20 protein-coding genes and 1 pseudogene are annotated in these 16,897 nt (G+C 34.4%); 15 read left to right on the forward strand and 6 right to left on the reverse strand.

What is annotated here, in order from left to right:
• Nucleotides 1–12: 12 nt before the first annotated feature.
• From MKX31_RS08425 to MKX31_RS08435, 3 genes are read right to left on the reverse strand one after another with little or no spacing between them, the layout of a single operon-like run.
• The gene (locus tag MKX31_RS08425; RefSeq protein ID WP_064474000.1) at nt 13–726 is read right to left on the reverse strand and encodes a class I SAM-dependent methyltransferase; all 714 of its coding nucleotides are present in this window, start codon (nt 724–726) and stop codon (nt 13–15) included.
• Nucleotides 719–1,606 (reverse strand): GNAT family N-acetyltransferase, encoded by an 888-nt coding sequence (locus MKX31_RS08430; RefSeq protein WP_103654986.1) that lies wholly within the window; start codon nt 1,604–1,606, stop codon nt 719–721. The genes MKX31_RS08425 and MKX31_RS08430 overlap by 8 nt, the downstream gene beginning before the upstream one ends.
• A gap of 23 nt (nt 1,607–1,629) precedes the next feature.
• The gene (locus MKX31_RS08435; RefSeq protein ID WP_242289944.1) at nt 1,630–2,508 is read right to left on the reverse strand and encodes an aminoglycoside phosphotransferase family protein; all 879 of its coding nucleotides are present in this window, start codon (nt 2,506–2,508) and stop codon (nt 1,630–1,632) included.
• 385 nt (nt 2,509–2,893) lie between these two features.
• Here MKX31_RS08435 and MKX31_RS08440 point away from each other — a divergent pair, with 385 nt between their 5' ends.
• Together MKX31_RS08440 and MKX31_RS08445 are read left to right on the forward strand one after the other, a co-directional pair.
• Nucleotides 2,894–4,102, forward strand: coding sequence for a macrolide family glycosyltransferase (locus MKX31_RS08440; RefSeq protein WP_340980572.1), 1,209 nt, complete (start codon nt 2,894–2,896; stop codon nt 4,100–4,102).
• A gap of 169 nt (nt 4,103–4,271) precedes the next feature.
• A complete protein-coding gene (locus tag MKX31_RS08445; RefSeq protein WP_087980914.1) occupies nt 4,272–5,117 on the forward strand; it encodes a YitT family protein in 846 nt (281 codons plus the stop codon).
• 46 nt (nt 5,118–5,163) lie between these two features.
• On the opposite strand, the gene pdxR is transcribed toward MKX31_RS08445, so the two are convergent.
• Nucleotides 5,164–6,564 (reverse strand): MocR-like pyridoxine biosynthesis transcription factor PdxR, encoded by a 1,401-nt coding sequence (gene pdxR / locus MKX31_RS08450; RefSeq protein ID WP_340980575.1) that lies wholly within the window; start codon nt 6,562–6,564, stop codon nt 5,164–5,166.
• Between the two features lie 130 nt (nt 6,565–6,694).
• On the opposite strand from pdxR, the gene MKX31_RS08455 reads away from it, so the two are divergent.
• Both MKX31_RS08455 and MKX31_RS08460 read left to right on the forward strand, forming a co-directional pair.
• On the forward strand, nt 6,695–7,117 hold the full coding sequence (locus MKX31_RS08455) for a GNAT family N-acetyltransferase (protein WP_340980576.1): 423 nt from the start codon (nt 6,695–6,697) through the stop codon (nt 7,115–7,117).
• 147 nt (nt 7,118–7,264) lie between these two features.
• Nucleotides 7,265–8,377 (forward strand): metallophosphoesterase, encoded by a 1,113-nt coding sequence (locus MKX31_RS08460; RefSeq protein WP_064473994.1) that lies wholly within the window; start codon nt 7,265–7,267, stop codon nt 8,375–8,377.
• A gap of 26 nt (nt 8,378–8,403) precedes the next feature.
• Here MKX31_RS08460 and MKX31_RS08465 read toward each other — a convergent pair whose 3' ends face one another.
• The gene (locus MKX31_RS08465; protein ID WP_340980577.1) at nt 8,404–9,030 is read right to left on the reverse strand and encodes a DUF1648 domain-containing protein; all 627 of its coding nucleotides are present in this window, start codon (nt 9,028–9,030) and stop codon (nt 8,404–8,406) included.
• Nucleotides 9,031–9,166: 136 nt separating this feature from the next.
• Here MKX31_RS08465 and MKX31_RS08470 point away from each other — a divergent pair, with 136 nt between their 5' ends.
• The 9 genes and pseudogenes from MKX31_RS08470 (at nt 9,167) to MKX31_RS08510 (ending at nt 13,811) form a co-directional block, all read left to right on the forward strand.
• Nucleotides 9,167–9,733, forward strand: a complete 567-nt coding sequence (locus MKX31_RS08470) for a GNAT family N-acetyltransferase (protein ID WP_064473993.1) — start codon at nt 9,167–9,169, stop codon at nt 9,731–9,733.
• A 6-nt stretch (nt 9,734–9,739) separates the two neighbouring features.
• Nucleotides 9,740–10,300, forward strand: coding sequence for a 2'-5' RNA ligase family protein (locus MKX31_RS08475; protein ID WP_064473992.1), 561 nt, complete (start codon nt 9,740–9,742; stop codon nt 10,298–10,300).
• The gene (locus MKX31_RS08480) at nt 10,297–10,782 is read left to right on the forward strand and encodes a GNAT family N-acetyltransferase (protein WP_064473991.1); all 486 of its coding nucleotides are present in this window, start codon (nt 10,297–10,299) and stop codon (nt 10,780–10,782) included. The genes MKX31_RS08475 and MKX31_RS08480 overlap by 4 nt, the downstream gene beginning before the upstream one ends.
• Before the next feature lie 12 nt (nt 10,783–10,794).
• Nucleotides 10,795–11,166, forward strand: a pseudogene (locus MKX31_RS08485) (cupin).
• Entirely contained in the window at nt 11,163–11,591 is a 429-nt protein-coding gene (locus MKX31_RS08490) for a GNAT family N-acetyltransferase (protein WP_088046617.1), read from the forward strand. Before MKX31_RS08485 ends, MKX31_RS08490 begins: the two are co-directional and overlap by 4 nt.
• Nucleotides 11,592–11,794: 203 nt before the next feature.
• A complete protein-coding gene (ytfJ, locus tag MKX31_RS08495) occupies nt 11,795–12,220 on the forward strand; it encodes a GerW family sporulation protein (RefSeq protein ID WP_000349987.1) in 426 nt (141 codons plus the stop codon).
• A gap of 160 nt (nt 12,221–12,380) precedes the next feature.
• Nucleotides 12,381–13,157, forward strand: coding sequence for a hypothetical protein (locus MKX31_RS08500; RefSeq protein WP_064473989.1), 777 nt, complete (start codon nt 12,381–12,383; stop codon nt 13,155–13,157).
• A 51-nt stretch (nt 13,158–13,208) separates the two neighbouring features.
• Nucleotides 13,209–13,529 (forward strand): hypothetical protein, encoded by a 321-nt coding sequence (locus tag MKX31_RS08505; protein WP_048540982.1) that lies wholly within the window; start codon nt 13,209–13,211, stop codon nt 13,527–13,529.
• Nucleotides 13,530–13,598: 69 nt separating this feature from the next.
• Entirely contained in the window at nt 13,599–13,811 is a 213-nt protein-coding gene (locus MKX31_RS08510) for a hypothetical protein (protein ID WP_000798747.1), read from the forward strand.
• A gap of 30 nt (nt 13,812–13,841) precedes the next feature.
• Here MKX31_RS08510 and MKX31_RS08515 read toward each other — a convergent pair whose 3' ends face one another.
• Nucleotides 13,842–14,180 carry a hypothetical protein gene (locus MKX31_RS08515; RefSeq protein ID WP_001253201.1) on the reverse strand — a complete coding sequence of 113 codons (339 nt, stop codon included), beginning with the start codon at nt 14,178–14,180 and terminating at the stop codon, nt 13,842–13,844.
• 204 nt (nt 14,181–14,384) lie between these two features.
• Between MKX31_RS08515 and MKX31_RS08520 the strand changes: the two genes are divergently transcribed.
• Entirely contained in the window at nt 14,385–15,065 is a 681-nt protein-coding gene (locus tag MKX31_RS08520; protein ID WP_064473988.1) for a class I SAM-dependent methyltransferase, read from the forward strand.
• Between the two features lie 94 nt (nt 15,066–15,159).
• Nucleotides 15,160–16,848: a formate--tetrahydrofolate ligase gene (locus tag MKX31_RS08525; protein WP_046953671.1), complete on the forward strand. Its 1,689-nt coding sequence runs from the start codon at nt 15,160–15,162 to the stop codon at nt 16,846–16,848.
• The last annotated feature ends 49 nt before the right edge of the window (nt 16,849–16,897 follow it).

Genomic DNA, 16,897 nt, shown 5'->3' on the forward strand with positions numbered 1-16,897 from the left:
GATTCAGTTTTTTTATTTTTGACAAATGAAAAATGCTCTATTTGTACCGTGTAATTGAATGTTCTTAAAACCTACAGATTCCAACGAAGAAATTATTTCTTCATCGGAATAACAAGCTTCCTCAAAAGAAAAGTCACTTCTTGTCCAAGTATTATCTATGTCATGTTGAAATAGTATAAAGTTCATTTCTGCTTTTTTATTTTCGTTATCATAGGTAGAATCAATCGTACATACATATTCTTCCACTGAAATATGAAATGAAGCAATCCAATTTTCAAGAAAACCTTTCTCCATATTCATATCAAATACAAATGTACCTTTGCTATGTAATACGGAGTAAACATTACGAAAAACATTTATTAATTCATCTAATTTTAAAATATGGTTTAAGCTATCGCCAGTAGAGATAACATAGTGAAATTGCTCATTTATATTGAAATAACGAGCATCATCGACGATAAAGGTTGCATCCGGCGCGTTTTGACGTGCGTATTCAATCATTTGAGCAGAACCATCTATACCAGTTACTACAAAAGTATTATCAATTAATTTCTTAGTAAGGTGACCAGTCCCGCAGCAAAGATCTAAAATATGAGAATGTGGTGGTGCATATTGTAAAACGATTTTTTCCAAAAGTAGATAGGAGTGTTCAGCATAATGCCCCCAATGTTTATTATAAATGGATGCGAAAATATCATAATCAGAATAAATTAGTTTTTTACACATATGTATTCACCTCAAGATTCATTACATTATAATAGTCATGCTTCGTTTTCATTTCAAAACCACATTGTGTATATAGTTTTAAAGCATTGTTATTTTTCGTTTCGACGTCTAATTCAATTGTTGAAACTCCTTTTGTAATAAGGGTATGTACCATATAACTAAGAATATCTTTACCATATCCTTTACCTTGATAAGAAGGATGAACGGCGAATCCTGATAGTGTAGTAGATTGTTCTTGCTCAGAAACCGTAATCGTTCCTATCACTTTTTCGTCGATAAGGGCACTGTAAACTTGATGGGAAGGTGAATTCATCATTTTTTGTAGCCATGTAGCGGTATTTTCTACTGAATCTCCAAAAGCTTTACTGGAAATTTCAATAAGATCAAGAAGTGATTCTGAAGAGGCAAGAGGGAACTGTATAGTATTCTTTGTTGTTTTTTGTACTTCTTTTGCTTTGAACTCCATACTATATTCACTATATAAATAAGGTAACTTCATATGTTTTGCAAATTCTTTCCCGGAAATAGAATCTCCATTTATAATAAGAAGAGCTTCATCTGCCTCTCTTATTCGTATTTCTTTTATTGCAGCTTGTAAAAGAGTAGTGCCTATATGTTGTTTCCTATAGTTCGGATGAACAAACCCTATTAACTCCAGTTTTGTCGGTCTTTCAAAGTCATACATACTTAATACACCGATTAATTGAGTATCGTCATAAAGTAGAAAATCATTTATCTCTTTATTAGTACGAGCAGCTAAAAAGTTTATATGTAAATCTGACGAATAATCAATTTGATCGTATTCCCCGCAAATATGAGCTAAATCTTTCATTTGCTGGATTTCGTTCGCTGTTAAAGATTGTTTTTGTACAATATTCATTTCATAATCCCTCTCATTCTTATTTAAAAATAGGCTGGATGACTTAGCCACTTTTCTAAATCCACACTGCCCTGAACAGATAATAATCGGTACAAATATCGATAGGGATGTCTACATTCTTCAAGACGGGGAATGGGCATAATGGTTTCGTAACCTTGTTTAAAAGCATGAGCTTCTTTCTCTGTAAATACATATTCTAAGCTGATAAAATCAAACTCCCTTGGAGCAACTGCGTAGGCTTCTGTATCTACTAATCCCGTAATAGTTGTACCATCTGATAAAAACTGGGTAGGATCCATATCAATTAAAATGAGCGTTGATTCCTTTGGTGCTGGTAAGGAAGAAAGCTGTGATTCAAAAGTAGGAAATGCGCTTTGTATGCTTTCATTATCGGAATAAAACATAGTCACAAGCTCTTTACTCACATTCAAAATGTGTGATTGGAATTCATCTAGTGTAATTTGGAAGGAACTTGACACATTTCCTATGTAATTAGCTTTATATTTATGTATTTCTGCAAGCCCTTTTCCTAGACTGAATAAAATAGAATCAGGTTGTCCGATAAAAGATTGAACTGTGTTACCTACTAATTTTTCGGCTACAACGAATTCACGACCATTTAAAATATGTTTTTCTAATATTGCTGGGATAGGAAGATTAGTATGTTCTTGCAGCAATGTATGTACAGCTTCTAAATGATGTACGTTCCTTGGATCAATTCCAAATAGGTTTTTACATCCCCACCAAAAATCATTATTTGGTTCTTCATTCATTTTAGAAGAACGAACGATGACTTCTGCATCTTCTGTCCGGACGAGAAACACATCGCTTGCATGGTCTTCATAACCTGGGTGTAAAGCTTGAACAGATAAAATAGGTGAAGTGAATAGTTGTTGTAGCATGAAGTTACTCCTTTTTCTGTAAATTCTATAAATTCATTATATAACAGAATATGTTCCAAGTGGATAATGATGAGGACAACATAGAACTTAAATAAATTTATAGTGAGAAATCAGTGTGAAAATTATATTTTTCTACTTTTGTATGAATTATCAAAATAATATTTCTGATGATAAATCTGTAAAAACACCCGAATGTAAATCTCTTATTTTCAGTAAATGAAGAGTTAAGCGCTCTTTTATAAGAATTATAATGTTGGTTATGAAAAATATTTCTCAATAATAAAATGAAGAGAAATATATGAAGAAGTAGAATAGATTCCTTTATAATAGTTTTAAATTAATTAATATAATTAATTATTAATAATATTAGATAGGAGAGAATATGATGGCAAATGTACTCGTAATAAATTTCCCTGGAGAAGGTCATATAAATCCGACTTTAGCTATTGTAAGTGAGTTAATTCGGCAAGGGGAGACAGTTGTTTCGTATTGTATTGAAGATTATAGAAAGAAGATTGAAGCAACAGGTGCAGAACTCCGAGTGTTTGAGAATTTCCTCTCTCAAATTAATATTATGGAACGAGTAAATGAAGGTGGGAGTCCTTTGACGATGCTATCTCATATGATTGAAGCATCAGAGCGTATTGTGACTCAAATTGTAGAAGAAACAAAAGGGGAAAAGTACGATTACGTGATATACGATAATCATTTTCCCGTAGGACGTATTATAGCCAATGTTTTAAAATTACCTAGCGTTTCTTCTTGTACAACATTTGCTTTTAATCAGTACATTACTTTTCATGATGAACAAGAATCGAGACAAGTAGACGAAACGAATCCATTATATCAATCTTGTTTAGCGGGAATGGAAAAATGGAATAGGCAGTATGGAATGAAATGTAATAGTATGTATGATATTATGAATCATCTTGGTGATATTACTATCGTATATACTTCAAAAGAATACCAGCCCCGATCAGATGTATTCGATGAATCGTATAAGTTCGTCGGCCCATCAATTGCTACGCGTAAAGAAGTAGGCAGCTTTCCTATGGTAGATTTAAAAGATGAAAAATTGATTTTCATTTCTATGGGAACAGTTTTTAATGAACAACCTGAACTATATGAAAAATGTTTTGAAGCGTTTAAAGATGTAGAAGCGACAGTCATAATAGTTGTTGGTAAGAAGATAAATATAAGTCAATTTGAAAACATTCCGAATAACTTTAAGTTGTTTAATTATGTACCGCAATTAGAAGTATTACAGCATGCTGATGTATTCGTGACACACGGTGGTATGAATAGTTCGAGCGAAGCACTATATTACGGTGTCCCGTTAGTTGTAATTCCAGTAACAGGAGATCAACCTTTAGTTGCGAAACGAGTGAGTGAAGTAGGAGCTGGAATAAGGCTTAATCGTAAAGAATTAACTTCTGAATCGTTACGTGAAGCTGTAGAGAAAGTAACGAATGATGTAACGTTTAAGGAAAATAGTCGTAAAGTTGGAGAGTCACTTCGAAATGCTGGTGGGTATAATAGGGCAGTTGATGAAATATTAAAAATGAAAATGAATTCATACTCAAAACTTAAATAAATGTTTGGAGCACACTTACTGTAATATGTAAGTGTGTTTCTATAAATAAATTACATAAAAAATCACTGTAAAGGTGAAACTTTTGTGTATATAAACTCATATCTTTGAATTAGTAGTAAAATTACGTTAAAATAATACTAAGAAAATACATAAGTTTTGGGGGTAATGAATGAAAAGAGTATTTGAATACGTATTATTAACAATTGGATCGATTATTGTAGCGGGTTCATTAGAGCTTATTTTAGCACCTAATGGATTAGTAGATGGTGGGGTAACGGCCATTGCTATTATGGCAAATAAAGTTGCTGGATTACCGCTGTACGGAGTGTTTTTAGGACTTAATATTCCTATCCTGCTATTTACAGCAAGAGTAATGGGGAAGAAATTCTTTATCCGTACATCTTATGCAAATGTTGTTACAACACTCGGATTAATTTATTTAAAACCATTTCCAGCGATTACAACTTCTGAACTATTAATTGTACTTTATGGCGGAGTATTGTTTGGAATTGGCGTTGGGATTGTTGTTAAAATGGGCGGAGCAATAGACGGATCAGAAATGTTAGCAGTTTGGATGAACAAACACTTTAAAGTACCGATTAGTACATTTTTACTTGCGGTAAATGCAGTTATTTTCACATTTGTAGCGATTTTATTTTCAATCGAACAAGCGATGTTCTCATTAGCAATTTTCTATATTGTTACGAAGATGATTGATTTCATATTAGATGGTATAAATCAAGGAAAGAGCGTTATGATTATTTCTGGTAAAAATAAAGAAGTAGGCGATCTACTTATGAAAGAATTGCAATTATCCGTTACGTATCTACATGGAGAAGGTGGTTTTTTAGGAGAAGAAAAGAGAATCATTTATTGTATTACGAACCGTTTCATTTATCCGAAAATGAAAGATCTCGTTCTCTCTGTAGATCCAACTGCTATCATTGAAGCTTCTTATTCAACAGAAACAACAGGTGTTAAACGACCAGGAAGAACAGCGAAATCAGAAAAATAGTGAATGAAGATAGCTCCACGTAAGTATAACTTGCGTGGAGCTATTCTTATTTAGGGAACCAGGATTTTTTCAGTAATTGGACAACAGTTTCGATACGATCCTCTGGAATACTGCCAAAACCGAGTAATACATACGAGTCCTCTCTTATATTATGAACAGAATCGTATGTGGAGAGAGGGTATAACTTAATACGTTGTTTCGCAGCCGCATGAATAAGTTCTTGTTCGTTCATCCCATTATGAACGTGAAGTACGATATGAAGTCCTGATTGTTCACCGAGTATACGAATGTTATTACCCATTTCGTTTGTAATAGATTTAATTAAAGAAATATGTTTTCTTTTATATAACGTGCGGCTTCGGTTAATATGACGTTCCCAATCACCATTTTGAATAAAGGTAGCAAAGGTAAGTTGTTGCAGCGTAGAAACTGTTTGTTTAAACATACCACCAAGTTCTTGATAAGCTCCTAATAGATGAGGTGGTAAAACGATATATCCCATTCGTAAAGAAGGTAAAAAAGATTTTGAGAAAGTTCCCATATAAATAACACGTTCATTTGAATCTAGCCCTTGTAAAGAAGGAATAGGTTTTCCTATATAGCGAAATTCCCCGTCGTAATCATCTTCAATAATATAGCCCTTACAATCATTCGCCCATTTTAATAACTCGAGTCTTCTAGATAACGGCATAATGATTCCAAGTGGAAATTGGTGAGATGGAGTGACATACGCTACATTGGAAGCCGATTTACGTAAAGCGGAAATATGAATCCCTTTATCATCTAAAGGGATAGGGTGAACGGGAAGGCCAGAACTTTGAATCATAGCAGGGATACGGTGAAATCCAGGATTTTCGATTCCGTATTCTTTTTTTGGACCAAGTAGTTGAAGTAGTAGCCAAAGAAGAGGTTGCGTACCTGCTCCGATAATAATTTGATCAGGTGAAGAATGTACCCCGCGAGCATGATATAAATACTTTGAAATATGTTCTCGTAGAACGAGCGCACCTTGTGGATCTTCTTTAGCAAACAATTCATTTTCATACTGAAATAAAGTTTCGTGTATTGCTCTTTTCCAGTTTGTTATTGGAAAAGATTTTTGATCAATAAGTCCTTGACTACAATCATAGTCATATTGTTCTTTTTCTTTATCGTTAGTACTGTTTGACGCAATTTGCTGCTTCTTTTGAATGACATCAATATCAACTTCTGCAACAAAAATCCCTCGCTTCGGTTCGCTTTCTACATACCCTTCAGCTAGTAATTGTTGATAAGCAGATTCAACTGTAATACGGCTCACATTAAGTTGCATAGCTAAATTTCTGTGAGAAGGAAGGCGTGTACCGGCACATAGTGATCCATGAGAGATTTCTCGTTTCACATATTCGTAAATCTGTATGTAAATGGGTGTTTTACTTTGTAATTGTAATGGGATAGTAAGATCCATTCGTAGACACTCCTCTTTATACTGGCCTTATAAAAAAGAATAGAACTGTCACTTAAGCTAAGGGCAGTTGTTTTCTATAATGATGATATAACATTTAGAAAATTTTATAAATAGTAAGGAGAGAGTCATAATGAATATTAGAGCAGTAGTAACAGAAGTGGATTTACATGATGTATTTCCCGTATTACAGCAGTTAAGAACAAAACTTTCAAAAGAAGAAGCAAGTTCTTTATTTCAAAAAATGAAAGAAGAAAACTATAAACTATTTTCGCTACGTAATGAAGAGGAAGAAGTTGTGAGTCTGGCCGGTGTAGCGATTTGTACGAATTTTTATAATGAGAAACATGTTTTTGTGTATGACCTTGTAACTGCGGAAGCACACAGATCAAAAGGATATGGTAAAGTTCTACTGTCATATGTAGAAAAATGGGGGGAAGAAAAAGGGTGCAGCTCTATCGTTCTTACATCTGCGTTTCAAAGAATGGATGCACATCGTTTTTATGAAAGAGAGGGCTATGATAAGGTAAGCTATTCTTTTTATAAAGAGCTATAATATTAAGTAGGTTCCGTGTTTGAAAATATATGGAACCTATTTTCTTTTCTGGATTTGAGCTAGTAACAGGTCCAGTAATATAATTTGTTGAATATTAGAAAATAACAAGGGGATATTGAATTTAGAGAATGTTAGGAGCGTTTATACTTGGAAAAAATAAAGAAATTATCTATACCAAATGATGGAAGAGTCATCATTATTTCTGATATTCATGGAGAATTAAATCTTTTTAATGAACTACTACATAAAATTAATTTTAAAGATGAGGATTATTTAATTATTAATGGTGATCTTTGTGAGAAAGGAAGAAATAGCATTGGCGTCGTAAACTATGTGATGGATCTAGTAGTTAGCAAGCCAAACGTTTATGTAATTGAAGGGAATTGTGAAGTTGTAGTTGAAGCACTTGTAAATGAAAATCCCGCGCTAATACATTATTTATGTACGCGAAAGAATACAATTTTTAATGAGTGGCTAGCGGAATTGAGTGTTACCGTTAATGAAGAAAGTGATATTTGTGAAGTGAAAAACATATTGATGGGTCATTTTTCAAAAGAAATAAAGTGGTTAACAGAATTACCAACAGCGATTGAAACAGAAGATTATATTTTTGTACATGCTGGCCTTGATGATAAAGAAGATTGGAAAGAAACAGAGCGCAAAAATGCGATAGCAATGCCAGAGTTTTTCAATAAATCACATAGAGCAAATAAGTATGTAGTTGTCGGTCATTGGCCTGTTGTAAACTATTCAGACAAGGCACCGTCTAACAATCCAGTTATTGATGAGGAGAAAAAGATTATTGCGATTGATGGGGGAAATGCGATTAAAGAAGCAGGACAATTAAACGCATTTATCATTCAGAGGGAAAGTGGAAGGGATACGTTTTTTTATACATATGTAGACTATTTTCCAGAGTATGAAGTAATAGCTGATTTTAATGCGAACACATCAATGCAGGGCGGGGTGACCTATCCGTACTATTACATAGAGCCTATGGAGAAGATGAAAGATTATACAATATGTAAGCAAAAGGAAACGAATAAATTACTCTCTGTGAAAAATGAATATATTAGGCAACTTGAGACAGGTGAATACACAGTGAAAACCGATATTTCTTGTGCACAAATAAGCGTAAGAAAAGGGGACATTGTTTCTCTCATTGATGGCAGCTGCTCAGGATATGATTTAATTAAAAGAGATGGAGTAGAAGGCTGGATAGAGAAAGGTATTTTAGTTGAGATAGAAAAGATGAAATAGGAGGTATGGAGCCTCCTATTTTTTTATTATCTTTTTAAATGAGTAGATTGTTTACTGTCTTTCAGAAGTAAGTAAATCGTACTCGGTAAAATGACAAGCGTCATTCCTAAAAAAATTGTGAGTATAGCATAACCTCTATACGGAGCAGGAATGATAAATGGAAGCCCGGCTAGGAAAATACCTGCTATCATCATTGAAATACTACAAATATTTGAAGCTCTTTTTTCAAGATGCTTATCATTCCATTCCAATGAAATTGTTGATTTAGTCGTATCAATTTTTGAACTGAAATAGCCTATTAATATAAATAAAAGCCCTAATGCTAAAAATATTAAATGATCAAGAGGGAGTGCGAAGCCAAGAGCAATGAGAGCGATGACAATATCGACAAAAAATAAAAATAGTAAAATTGTGTTGCCGATCCAAAGGGGAGATTTCTGGTTACTCGCTGCTTTAGATAAAGCTAAAAATAAAAAGAATAAGAAGGAACAAATAATTATATTTACGATAACAAAAGTGCTTTTATCCATTGTTGATGTAGGCGTTCCATTGAAGTCCCATTTTGTAACAATACGTAATGGTAAGAAGAAATAGAGAATAATATTTGTTGTAATAATAGTGAGAAATAAAGTAATACTACATCGATTATTCATTGAATCACCAGCTTTCCACATGAATAATTGGTATCTTATAACAAAATTATACAATATAATAAAGGATATTTGTTTTGATTTTTCTGAAAAAATATTATAATTATATATGAAATAAAGAGGAGTGTAGGAGGAAATTATGCAAAACGTAAGAGTAAAAGGGGATAAAGTTACAATTCGTACAATTGAAGAATCAGATATAAAAACATTATGGAGTCTCGTATTTAAAGAAGAAAATCCAGAATGGAAAAAATGGGATGCACCGTATTTTCCGTTTTCAATGCAAGAATACCCGTCTTATAAAGAAAAGATGCAAACTCGTTTAAAAGAAGAACCTCTATCTAAATTAATTATAGAAAATAACGGCCAAATTATAGGGACAATCGGGTTTTATTGGGAGCATAAACTGACGCGTTGGTTGGAGATGGGGCTTGTTATTTATAATCCAAATTACTGGAATGGTGGCTACGGTACAGAAGCGTTAACGTTATATCGAGATTTAATATTTGAAAAGATGGAAATTGGTAGGGTAGGAATCACGACTTGGTCTGGTAATAAACGAATGATGAAAGTAGCGGAGAAAATAGGAATGACATTAGAAGGTAGAATGCGCAAATGCCGTTATTATAACGGAACATACTATGATTCTATTAGAATGGGTATGATTCGTGAAGAATGGGAAGCGCTATATGTAACGAAGGGGTGAGGAAGTATGTACGCTATTATTGCTACATTTGATCGTGTGTTTACTAATAAAATTATAGAATTGCAAAATGAAATAACAAATATCATTGGCACGAATCAATTAGCAGGAGTAGAACCTCATATTACATTAGCTGATTACCATGAGTTAGACGTTCATTTATATAAGGAGAAATTAGAGGTGTTTGTAGCTGTTCAAGAGAATATGGCTGAGGTAACTTTTCCTTCTGTTGGAATTTTTCCTACTAACGGAACGGTCTTTTTAGCACCGACCATTACAGATGAATTGTTAAAACTTCATCATTCTTATCATGATAATTTTAAAATTTTTCATGATAATTTAAATTCATATTATGTGCCAGGAAAATGGGTTCCACATTGTACAATTGCAAATAAGTTACATGTAAATCAGTTTTTAATTGCAATGGAATATATTTATGAAAAATTTGATCATGCAACAGCTTCCATTGAGAAATTAAAATTAATTAAAGTAAATTATGAAAATGGTTCTGCCATTTCTTCTAGTATATTAGCAGAATATAATTTTAAGAGAATGGAGACAACGAGATGACATATGTAATTAGAGAAATGAAGCAAGAAGACATTCACGCTGTACAATCAGTAGCGAAAATAGCTTGGCATGATACATACGAAGACATTATTCCGAGAAAGATTCAAGACAGTTTCTTAGATGAGGCTTATTCTGATGAAAAAATGAAATATCGTCTTGAAAATACACATTTATTCGTTGCGGAAGAAGAGGGAGAAGTAATTGGCTTTGCGAATTTTTCACCCGTTAGATTGCAAAACGAAGCAGAATTAGGAGCGATTTATTTGTTACCAGATCAGCAAGGGAAAGGGGTAGGAAGTGCTTTATTACAAAAAGGGTTAACGGAATTAAAAGGAATTCGGAAACTATACATTCATGTAGAAGCAGCGAATGAAAAAGGAAAACGTTTTTATGAAGCGAAAGGTTTTGCTCAATTAGAGGAATTTGAAGAAGATTTTGAAGGACATATGATGCAGACAGTAAGGATGGTTTTATACGTATAGGGAGGACTAGTAATGAAAATTTTTGATTTTAGTGAAAAAGTGGGAAAGAAAATCTCAGCATTTTAATCTAATTTCATAATGTCAAAAATATTAAACCATAAAGGAAATGTACATATTGGTGCTATGCATTTACGAGAGAATGGAATAATTGGATATCATGAAGCAGTTGTATCACAGCTGCTTCTTATTGTGGACGGAGAAGGATATGTATGCGGAGCAGATAAAGAAAAAGTGAAGGTGGAAGCGGGACAAGCTGTGTTTTGGGAGAAGGACGAATCTCATGAAACGAGTACGGAACAGGGATTGATGGCAATTGTGATTGAGTCGGAGGAACTTGAACGAGCAATATTAATGCCTATTAAAGAGGAGAGTTGTGAAAAATGATAGAAAAGGCGAATCGGGAAGAAACGGACGAAATAATACAATATGCAGCTCAATCGCTTTTTGAAGGAACGAGGGGAAATTGTCAGTTAAGTACAGAGAAAGCAATTGAAATTACAAGGCCGATTGTAGAAAAGGGAGCATATTATTTAGTCGTTAAAGAAGAAAAGAAAGTAATGGGGTGGATATTAATAGGGGAAAATGCAGACTATTTTTCTCGTGAAAAACTTGGATTTATATATGAGCTATACGTTTTTCCAGAATATCGCGGGAAAGGACTGTCGAGAGAACTGATGGAAGCTGGTATTAAGGAGTTGAAGGAGACGTTTTCAGAAATTCGTTTGAATGTATTTGCTGGGAATTTTGCGAAAGAGATGTACGAAGAGTTTGGTTTTGTTGAAAGACAGGTAATTATGACTTTGAAGTGAGAACATTAAGTAGGAGAATAAATAAAAAAGGTTATTTAATGTGAAGTGCCCTTGAATTGTTAGAGACATCCATACAATTCAAGGGCATTTTTTTGTTTTTGCTGAGATTATAAAAATATTTTTGAAATCAATATAAAATTTTATGTTTAGTTCACAAACTTTCGGAAAAACTAGGAAAGATATGACAAAGGAGGTTATGAACGGTGGATCATCCAATTCAAGGGTTAATGAAAGCGGCAATGGAAAATTTAAAAGAAATGGTCGATGTAAATACGATTGTTGGAGAGCCTGTTCAAACGGCTGACGGTGGTGTGGTGTTAACGGTTTCTAAAGTAGCGTTCGGGTTTGGAGCAGGAGGTTCTGATTTCCAAACGAATGATGGACAAAGAGCGAACGGTAACCCTGCATTTGGTGGCGGTAGCGCGGGTGGTGTTTCTATTACACCAGTAGCATTTCTTGTAGTGAATAAAGATGGAGTAAATATTCTGCATCTACAAAATGCGACACATTTAGCAGAAAAAATGATTGAATTAGCTCCACAAACAATTGATAAAATTCAATCGATGTTCCAAAAAGATGAAAAGAAAGAGGGAAATCATCACCCTCAAAACCCAGATGAAATCCTTTAAAAACGCCTGCTCACGAGCAGGTGTTTTTTCTTGTAATCACTATGTAATAAAACACATGAAATTGTAAATAGTTTTTGAATTTTTTTCTATGTTTCTAAAATTTTTCATGTTAAAATATGCTATAGAATTGAAACATATAAAACGAAGGTGGCTAGGTGCTTTGTCTGGAGGATCTGACCAAGTAAAGAATATGATATATATTAATGGTAATCGTCGGGGTCATTGTTTTATTACATCAGGAATTACGTTTAAAGAGTTTGCAAGTAACATCCCTTCACCGCTTCATCAAGTGTTGCTTTTGAAGCATAACTTTGAATGGACAGATTTTCATTATCATACTTTATTTGAATATGTTGAGGAAGAAAATATACATAAGCTAATTCAAGCAGAGATTGATGAATTTGATGAATTTTGTTGGGTAGATTTTGATGATGCAAGCGATTTAGATGAATTAGAGCCAAAAGAAATTGCAGAGCTTTTATATTTGGCTCACAAAAAAGAACCACTTGCAAGAACATTCTTTCCGCTATTGAAAAATAGATTTGTTTATTTTTCACATGATGATGGATGGTACAACAAAGTGTATTATCGTAGAATTGCTGACTTTGTAGGGATGTTAAGTAAAGTCATTCCTTATAAACTCGGTGCTTTCGGTAAGAAACGTTTTTCTTTGTTCCAAAAATCAAAAATTTTCCCAGCAATTTCGAAAGAAGTGATCATGGGGCTTCTTCCATTAATGGAGGATGGTCTTTATATTGATCTAGCAGGGAAAATTGAGTCAAGAAGAGGTCTTGAAATTCCGGTATATGTAGTTGGTTCGTATGAAAGCACGGATGAGGTACTAGATAATATTGATGAATTGAAAGCAGAAGCAACAGAGACAGGTTGGCTCATTTTTGATAAGAAAGAACAAGAATGGCAATGGGTTGTGGACTAAGAAAACTTGGCGCATGAAGTCAAGTTTTCTTGTCATTTGAAAGGAGTACAAATGAAGAAATATTATACAATTGTGGGTATTGTAAGTATTATTCTCGTAGCGATTTTACTTATTACTTGTCCGAAAGAATCGGATTTTAAAGTATATGTAGAGGATAAGTATGCATTGAAATGTGATGAGAGTAGTTTTGAATGCACACAAAATGTAGATGGTAAAAAAGAAAAATTACAATTTGAAAGTACAGATGCACGAAATGGTGTATTCTTTATGACTGCAAAGCAAACATTTAAAACAGAAGCTGGTGTTACGAAAGAATATAGCGGAGTAGGAATGTTTGGTACATTTCTTTTTGTTTCAGAGAAGACTTTCTAGTAATAGAAGGTCTTTTTTTTATGCTTATGTTCATATAGATGAAGTAAGACAAGCATAGGAGGGGTAGTGATGAAGAATACATGTATCGTTTGCGGTGGTGAGGAGTTTTTTTCCTCAACTTTGTATGCACGGACGAAACAAGATTGGGCATATGCACCAAATATGTATCGATTTGAAAAGGTGTTTATTGAGCATCGGGATGAAGAGAATTATCCAGTGTTTCAAGAAATTACAGCGAAACATTGTTGTGGATGCGGTCATATTATGTTGTACCACGAATGAACACACCAAGTATAACTTGGTGTGTTTTTTTTAAAACGCTGACAAAGCAAGCGGATAGAGTAAAGTAAATAAAACAGAAAAACTACCAAAACCAATTGCTGTATATCCAAGTGTTCTTGCGCCGAAATTGACAGCTAATAAGCCGACTAAAATCGCAAGAGAGCCGAGTGTAACCGGATAAAATGCAATTGAGAAAAGCGAAAGAAATAAAGCGACATAGCCTACCATTGCACCGGTATTTGTACCTTCTATTTCATTTGCAATTTCTTTACGCTTATGTCTAATTGGTATGCCAGCTGGTGATATTTCAGCTGCATACTCTTCGTTTTTTTCACCACTTTTAAAATGATGATTTCTCTTTCTTCGCATGTACATCCCTCTCTTTCAATTGGGTGTACCTATAGTATCTTACATAAAGAGAAGAACATGAGTATGAGTTAAACCCAAGTAAAGCAAAAATTGGAGAATAAAGATTCCATTATTAGCTTGTACATCTCCTAGTGAAGATAAACAGGAATTTTGGAAAATGATGTAGAATGAAATGAGTGATAAAACGTGAAGGCAGGGGAATGTATGACGAAATTTAATTGGCATGAATCAGCAGAGAAAAAATGGGATAGTAGTGCAGAATTTTGGACTCAAAATAGTCAAGAGATGTGGGACAGCGGGAGTAGGAGTACAATTATTCCATTTTTTGAAAAATACGTGAAAAAAGAAGCTCAAGTGCTCGATGTTGGTTGTGGTGATGGATACGGTACATATAAATTAAGTCGCGCGGGCTATAAAGCAGTTGGAGTAGATTTATCAGAAGTGATGATTCAAAAAGGGAAGGAGCGTGGAGAAGGACCGAATTTATCTTTTATAAAAGGGGATCTTTCTTACTTACCATTTGAAAATGAGCAATTTGAATCAATTATGGCAATTAATTCTTTAGAATGGACCGAGGAGCCATTACGGGCATTAAATGAGATAAAGCGCGTTTTAAAAAGAGATGGGTATGCATGTATTGCAATTTTAGGACCGACAGCAAAGCCTCGAGAGAACAGTTATCCTCGTTTATATGGCAAAGACGTTGTTTGTAATACGATGATGCCTTGGGAGTTTGAACAGTTAGCGAAAGAACAAGGTTTTGAAGTTGTAGATGGCATCGGTGTATATAAGCGCGGAGTAAATGAGAAGATGCTAGGTCAACTACCTATCGAGTTACAACAATCGTTAACATTCTTATGGGTATTTATGTTAAAAAACGTATAAAGAAATGAAAGAATTTTTAGGAGGTAAATAAGTGCAGAAAATACAAAAAACTGATACAATATCATCAGAACCAATTAAAGGGGGACTAGGGTATATGACAACTACTACAACAGTTAAATCCGACATTGAAATCGCACAAGAAGCGAGTATGAAGAAGATTCAAGAAATTGCAGCTGAATTAAATATTTTAGAAGATGAATTAGAGCCATACGGACATTATAAAGGTAAGTTATCTCTTGACATTTTTAAGCGCTTACAGGATGAGAAAGACGGTAAAGTTGTTTTAGTAACAGCGATTAACCCAACTCCAGCTGGAGAAGGTAAATCAACAGTAACAGTTGGTTTAGGTCAAGCTTTTAATAAAATTGGTAAGAAAACAGTAATTGCACTTCGCGAACCATCTCTTGGACCAACGATGGGACTAAAAGGCGGAGCAGCAGGTGGTGGTTTTTCACAGGTTGTACCTATGGAAGACATTAACCTTCACTTTACTGGAGATATTCATGCGATCACAACTGCTAATAACGCGTTAGCGGCGTTTATTGATAATCATATCCAACAAGGAAACACACTTGGGATTGATACGCGTAAAATCGTTTGGAAACGCTGTGTTGACTTAAATGATCGTGCCCTACGTAACGTAGTAATTGGTCTTGGTGGACCAGTTCAAGGTGTACCACGTGAAGACGGTTTCGATATTACAGTGGCATCTGAAATTATGGCCGTATTCTGCCTTGCAACAGATATTCAAGATTTAAAAGCGCGTCTATCTCGCATCGTAGTTGCTTATAACTTTGCAAATCAACCTGTAACGGTTAAAGATTTAGGTGTAGAAGGTGCGTTAACATTATTATTAAAAGACGCATTAAAACCAAACTTAGTGCAAACGTTAGAAAATACACCAGCTATCATTCACGGTGGACCATTTGCGAATATCGCTCACGGTTGTAACAGTGTTATCGCTACAACAATGGCCGCAAAATTAGGTGATTATGTTATTACAGAAGCTGGATTTGGTGCTGATTTAGGTGCAGAGAAGTTTTTAGATATTAAAGCTCGTGCTGCTGGCATTAAACCAGAAGCAGTTGTTATTGTTGCGACGATCCGTGCGCTTAAAATGCATGGCGGCGTAGCAAAAGATCAATTAAAAGAAGAAAATGTAGACGCATTAGCAAAAGGTATGGAAAACTTACAGAAGCATGTTGAAACAATTCAAAGCTTCGGTGTACCTTTCGTAATTGCAATTAATAAATTTATTACAGATACAGATGCAGAAGTTGCATACTTACAAGAGTGGTGCAATGAGCGTGGTTATGCAGTATCCTTAACGGAAGTTTGGGAGAAAGGTGGCCAAGGCGGAGTTGACCTTGCTGAAAAAGTATTAAAAGAAATCGAAAAAGGTGAGAACAACTACGCACCACTTTATGAATTAGAATTACCATTAGAAGAAAAAATTCGTACAATTGCTCAAAAGGTGTACGGTGCAAAAGATATTGAGTTTGCTCCGAAAGCACGTAAGCAATTAGCTCAATATGAAGGAGAAGGATGGAGTAACCTACCAATTTGTATGGCTAAAACACAATACTCTCTTTCTGACGATGCAACAAAATTAGGTCGTCCATCTGACTTTATCGTTACAATTCGTGAGCTAAAACCATCTATTGGTGCAGGGTTTATCGTTGCGTTAACAGGAACAATGTTAACAATGCCAGGCCTTCCAAAACAGCCAGCAGCACTACAAATGGATGTAAATGAAGATGGAAAAGCAGTAGGTTTATTCTAAAAGGTTGTAATTCATCTCGTTTATCTGTAAACTATATATACATCAAGTG

The organism is Bacillus sp. FSL M8-0063 (assembly GCF_038005545.1).
Classification (GTDB): Bacteria; Bacillota; Bacilli; order Bacillales; family Bacillaceae_G; genus Bacillus_A; species Bacillus_A wiedmannii.